The 5,046-nt window shown below is 66.0% G+C and carries 6 protein-coding genes, 1 pseudogene and 1 riboswitch; of the genes and pseudogenes, 6 read left to right on the top strand and 1 reads right to left on the bottom strand.

Annotated elements, in window-relative coordinates; all coding sequences use genetic code 11:
• Positions 1-262 (bottom strand): annotated as a pseudogene (locus ACXJKR_RS24075) (3-octaprenyl-4-hydroxybenzoate decarboxylase); the annotation flags it as partial.
• 219 nt (positions 263-481) lie between these two features.
• On the opposite strand from ACXJKR_RS24075, the gene ACXJKR_RS24070 reads away from it, so the two are divergent.
• The 6 genes from ACXJKR_RS24070 to ACXJKR_RS24045 form a co-directional block, all read left to right on the top strand.
• Positions 482-1,333, top strand: coding sequence for a transglycosylase SLT domain-containing protein (locus tag ACXJKR_RS24070; protein WP_457324959.1), 852 nt, complete (start codon positions 482-484; stop codon positions 1,331-1,333).
• Between the two features lie 19 nt (positions 1,334-1,352).
• Positions 1,353-1,478, top strand: a riboswitch (ZMP/ZTP riboswitch).
• Between the two features lie 58 nt (positions 1,479-1,536).
• Entirely contained in the window at positions 1,537-2,790 is a 1,254-nt protein-coding gene (glyA, locus tag ACXJKR_RS24065) for a serine hydroxymethyltransferase (RefSeq protein ID WP_457324958.1), read from the top strand.
• A gap of 11 nt (positions 2,791-2,801) precedes the next feature.
• A complete protein-coding gene (nrdR, locus tag ACXJKR_RS24060; RefSeq protein WP_057301142.1) occupies positions 2,802-3,245 on the top strand; it encodes a transcriptional regulator NrdR in 444 nt (147 codons plus the stop codon).
• 146 nt (positions 3,246-3,391) lie between these two features.
• Positions 3,392-3,943 (top strand): GspH/FimT family pseudopilin, encoded by a 552-nt coding sequence (locus ACXJKR_RS24055; RefSeq protein WP_457324957.1) that lies wholly within the window; start codon positions 3,392-3,394, stop codon positions 3,941-3,943.
• Positions 3,944-3,961: 18 nt separating this feature from the next.
• Positions 3,962-4,519, top strand: a complete 558-nt coding sequence (locus ACXJKR_RS24050) for a type IV pilin protein (RefSeq protein WP_457324956.1) — start codon at positions 3,962-3,964, stop codon at positions 4,517-4,519.
• A gap of 23 nt (positions 4,520-4,542) precedes the next feature.
• The coding region (locus tag ACXJKR_RS24045; protein WP_457324955.1) for a pilus assembly FimT family protein at positions 4,543-5,046 on the top strand (504 nt) is incomplete at its 3' end.

Below are 5,046 nucleotides of genomic sequence, written 5' to 3'. Positions count from 1 at the left end.
CCCGGCCGACATCCCGCAAATCGGCCAGAGACTCAGCGCCCATGCCGAGTGCGACGCGACGCGTTGTCCCGAAAAGATTGGTCAAGGCGGGGGTGGAAAACCCGGCCGGCGCCTCGAACAGCAGGGCCGGTCCGCCGGCCCGCAGCACGCGGTCGCTGAGTGCCGTCATCTCCAGCACCGGCGAGACTTTTTCACGCACGCGCTTGAGCTCTCCGAGGCCTTCGAGGCCGGCGATGAAGTCCCTCAGATCGCTGTATTTCATAACCAAAAGTAGTTTTGAAGAGGCAAAACAACCTTGACTGGTTATCTACGCCTCGTAAAATTCGTCGCTTCGGGTTTTTACTGAAGCCCAACCGGCCAGGTCCTCCGGGCACGCAGATGCCACAGACCCAAGCATTCGGCCGGGAAATTATCACCGTCGCCCCACCCAGACCGCTTCGCATCGAGGCAGCCTGAGGCGGGTTGCGGCACAAGGAGTCGAATGACGACACGTCAAGACCTGTTCAGCCTGGCTCGCCACACGCGGGATTCGGCGTCGCTGTTCGTCAAGGACATCGGCAACGGCCTGCTGGTGGTCAGCCACAACACGCTGGCCCTGCTGGGGCTGGCCGTGGTGTCGGTGCTGCTGGTGTTCACGAGCMAGGCGGGCCTGCGTGAGAAAGTGGAATCCGCAACCCTCGGCTGGCTGAATGCCCGCCATGAAGCGCGTGCCGAGGCCGAGGGCAACACCCTGATGGCGTCGGCCGAGCCCGATGCCATTGCCCGTGCCACCGCCACCGACCCCCGCGAGCTGAGCCGCCAGCAGGCCGCCGTCGCCCATTGGCTGGCGCGCCGCTACAGCGTGGCGCCGGAGCCCATCAGCCGCCTCGTGCAGGAAGCCTGGGCCGTGGGCCAGCGCGCCAAGGTCGAACCGACGTTGATCCTGGCCAYCATGGCCATCGAGTCGCGCTTCAACCCTTTTGCGCAGAGCGCCGTTGGCGCCCAGGGCCTGATGCAGGTCATGACCCGCGTTCACGACGACAAGTACGAAGCCTTCGGCGGCACGTTGGCGGCCTTCGATCCGGTCACCAATCTGCGGGTGGGCGTGCAGGTGCTGAAGGAATGCATCCAGCGCGCCGGCGGCCTGGAAGAGGGCCTGCGCTATTACGTCGGCGCGGCCAATCTGGCCGAGGACACAGGCTATGCGGGCCGCGTGCTGGCCGAGCACGACCTGCTGAAGGCGGTCGCCGCTGGCCGCACGGTGCCGACCATGACGACCGTCCGGCCGCTGGTGCGCGAAGCGGCGTCTGCCCCCTCGACCGGCGACTCCGCCCAGGTGGCCCTGCTGCGCTGAAGCGCCACTGACATACACTGGGCATTCACGCGACTGGCGATCAGGGTCACAAGCTGACCTGAGGTGGGCCACCACCGGGGAGCGTGAGGCGGCTGTCCTCTGTCGACATGACAACCGCTATCAGCCGTTCGCCTGGGCAGCCTTGGACATCACGCCTGCCGTGACCGCCGGGGATTCACCGCCTGACCTTCGGAAACACCAGCATGTTTGACCGCAACACCTCCACCCTCGCCTTGGTCGACCCCGAACTCTGGACCGCCGTCCAGAACGAGAACCGCCGCCAGGAAGACCACATCGAGCTGATCGCCAGCGAGAACTACACCTCGCCGGCCGTCATGCAGGCCCAAGGCAGCCAGCTGACCAACAAGTACGCCGAGGGCTACCCTGGCAAGCGTTACTACGGTGGCTGCGAGTACGTCGACGTCGTCGAGCAACTCGCCATCGATCGCCTGAAGCAGCTCTTCGGCGCCGAATTCGCCAACGTGCAGCCCAACTCCGGCTCGCAAGCCAACCAGGGCGCTTTCTTCGCGCTGCTGCAGCCCGGCGACACCATCATGGGCATGAGCCTGGCCGAAGGCGGCCACCTGACCCACGGCATGGCGCTGAACATGAGCGGCAAGTGGTTCAACGTCATCAGCTACGGCTTGGACGCCAATGAAGCGATCGACTACGACGCCATGGAGGCCCTGGCCCGCGAGAAGAAGCCCAAGCTGATCATCGCTGGCGCCTCGGCCTACTCGCTGCGCATCGACTTCGAGCGCTTCGGCAAGATCGCCAAGGAGATCGGCGCCTACTTCATGGTCGACATGGCCCACTACGCCGGCCTGATCGCCGCGGGCGTCTACCCCAACCCCCTGCCCCATGCCGACGTCGTCACGTCCACCACGCACAAGAGCCTGCGCGGCCCGCGCGGCGGCATCATCCTGACGAACGACGAGGCGATCGCCAAGAAGATCAACTCGGCCATCTTCCCCGGCATCCAGGGCGGCCCGCTGATGCACGTCATCGCCGGCAAGGCCGTGGCCTTCAAGGAAGCGCTGACGCCCGAGTTCAAGGCCTACCAGGAGCAGGTCGTCAAGAACGCCAAGGTGCTCGCCGACACGCTGATCGAGCGCGGCCTGCGCATCGTCTCCGGCGGCACGGAAAGCCACGTCATGCTGGTGGACCTGCGCCCCAAGAACCTGACCGGCAAGGAAGCCGAGGCCATCCTGGGCGCCGCCCACATGACCTGCAACAAGAACGGCATCCCGAACGACCCGCAAAAGCCCATGGTCACCAGCGGCATTCGCCTGGGCACGCCGGCCATGACGACGCGCGGCTTCAAGGAAGAGCAGGTGCGCCAGACGGCCCACCTGATCGCCGACGTGCTGGACAAGCCGCATGACGAGGCCAACCTGGCCGCCGTGCGCGAGAAGGTCGCGGCGCTGACGGCCGCCTTCCCGGTCTACCGCGGCTAAGTCGAGCCTCAATGCGCTGCCCGTTCTGCTCTCACACCGAAACCCAGGTCGCCGAGACCCGGGAGTCGGATGAGGGTGACGTCGTCCGGCGCCGGCGCCGCTGCCTGTCCTGCGACAAGCGCTTCACGACCTATGAGCGGGCTGACATTGCCATGCCCTCTGTCGTCAAGAAGGACGGGCGGCGCGCCGATTTCGACGCCGCCAAGCTGCGCGCCTCCATGCAGCTGGCCCTGCGCAAGCGGCCGGTCAGCGTCGAGCAGATCGACGCGGCCATCAACCGCATCGAGGAAAAGCTGCTCGCCAGCGGCGCCCGCGAGCTCGCGTCCACACGGCTGGGCGAGCTCGTCATGCGCGAGCTCAAGCGCATCGACAAGGTCGCCTACGTGCGCTTCGCGTCCGTCTACCGCAGCTTCGAGGACGTCGACGAGTTCCGGCAGCTGATCCGCGAGATCTGACACCGGGTTGACCCTATCCCCCGTCAGAGGGAGGCAAGGGGGATAGGCCACCTCACCTCCCCCTTCGCTCCGCCCTTGGAGGGAAAGACGCGGCAGGGCCCGCTTCCTAAAGTTCGTTCCATCAGCAACGAACCCAGGGAAGCACCATGAACCGCACCGCCAACACCCGTCGCAGCAACCGTGGTTTCACGCTGGTGGAACTCTGCGCCAGCGTCGGCATCTGCGCCGCCCTGCTCGGCCAGGCCGTGCCAGCCATGGGCACGATGCGCCAGCAGCAGCAACTGCGCGTCAGCGCCGACACCCTGGCCAGCGACCTGCGCCTGGCGCGCAGCGAAGCGGCCCGCCTGGGCGACTCGGTCTTCTTCCGCATCAGCGGCAAGGGCGCCAATGCCTGCTACGTGATGTACATCGGCGCCAAGGACGACTGCGACTGTGCTGGTGGCAAGGCCGTCTGCAAGAAGCCGAGCAGCCAGGTCATCAAGGCCGAGTGGCTGCCGGCCAGCCAGCCCGTGCGCCTGAGCAGCAATGCGGAGACGCTGCAATTCCAGCTCCGCCAGGGCCTGGTCACCCAGACAGGCAGCATCGACCTCAGCCTGAACGGCGGCCAGGCCATCCGCCACGTCGTGGCCATCACCGGCCGCGTGCGCAGCTGCTATGTCGGCGCCCAGAAGATCAGCGGCCAACCCAAGTGCGCATGAGCCCCTCAATCGTGGTGGATGCCGACCGGCGGCACAACTTGCCGGACAAGCGGTATATGTAACCACTGGTCACGGCGACCGGGTGCCGAAAATCGGCCCATGCGCCCATGCCCTCGCCCGTCACGCCAAGGTTTTTCCCTGATCGAGCTGATGGTCGCGCTTGTGGTCGCCGGCATCCTCGCCGCGGTTGCCTATCCTGCCTTCACCTCGCACATGCAGCGGGCCAGGCGCGCAGACGCGATTGCCGCGCTGACCGCCGTCATGCAAGCGCAGGAGCGTTTTCGCAGCAACAACGCCACCTACGCGTCGACGGTGGGCGCGCTGGGGCTGGACATCTCGAAGATCACGCCGCTTTACCGCGTCACCCTGGGAGGCGTCGGCGCTGGGGGGGCAGCTTATGACATCGGCTATGTCGCGACGGCCACCCCCATCGCCGGTGGCAAGCAAGCGCTGGACGTGACTTGCAAGACCTTGGTGGTGAAGCTGCTGGGYGCGACGCCGGAGTATTCGGCCACCGGCGATCCCACCAACAGTGGGACTGACAGCGACACCACCGCCCAATGCTGGCCTCGATAGCCATGAGAAAGCAGTTGCAAGCCATGAAGGCCCGCATCTCGGGCGTGACACTGATCGAGATCCTGGTCGGCCTCGGCGTGATGGGCGTCATCCTGGCGGTCGCCGTGCCTTCGATGGCGGACCTGCTCGAAAGGCGCCGCGTCACCGCCGCCACCGAGGAAGTGGCCGGTGTACTGAACTACGCCAAGGCCGAAACGAACGCGATCGATGCGTTGCTCTTCGTGCGGTTCGATCCTGATACCGTCAACCCGACGAGCAGCAAGGTGAGCTGCGCCCTGGTTGCCACGGCGGAGGGCTTGAACAAGTGCCGTTGCTACCTGCCGGCCAACGACCTTTGCCCCGGCACCAACCAACGGCCGCTGCGCCTTTTCCAATTGCCCCAGACCTATGTGAAATTCGATGCCTTTGCCACGAGCTGGGGCGCCGGGCCGAACTACATCCGTTTCCAGCGACAACAGAACACCCTGGCAACCGAGGGCTTCCAGGTGGATGTGGCGGGCTTGGGAAAGGGCTACACGCTGCGGGTT

Source organism: Roseateles sp. P5_E11 (assembly GCF_054049355.1).
The sequence above is the reverse complement of the archived record's forward strand: the minus strand, read 5'-3'. Positions and strand labels throughout refer to the sequence as shown.

Bases quoted from the DNA above. Each gene is read 5' to 3' on its own strand.
- glyA (WP_457324958.1), top strand. From the start codon at position 1,537: ATGTTTGACCGCAACACCTCCACCCTCGCCTTGGTCGACCCCGAACTC.
- nrdR (WP_057301142.1), top strand. From the start codon at position 2,802: ATGCGCTGCCCGTTCTGCTCTCACACCGAAACCCAGGTCGCCGAGACC.
- ACXJKR_RS24055 (WP_457324957.1), top strand. From the start codon at position 3,392: ATGAACCGCACCGCCAACACCCGTCGCAGCAACCGTGGTTTCACGCTG.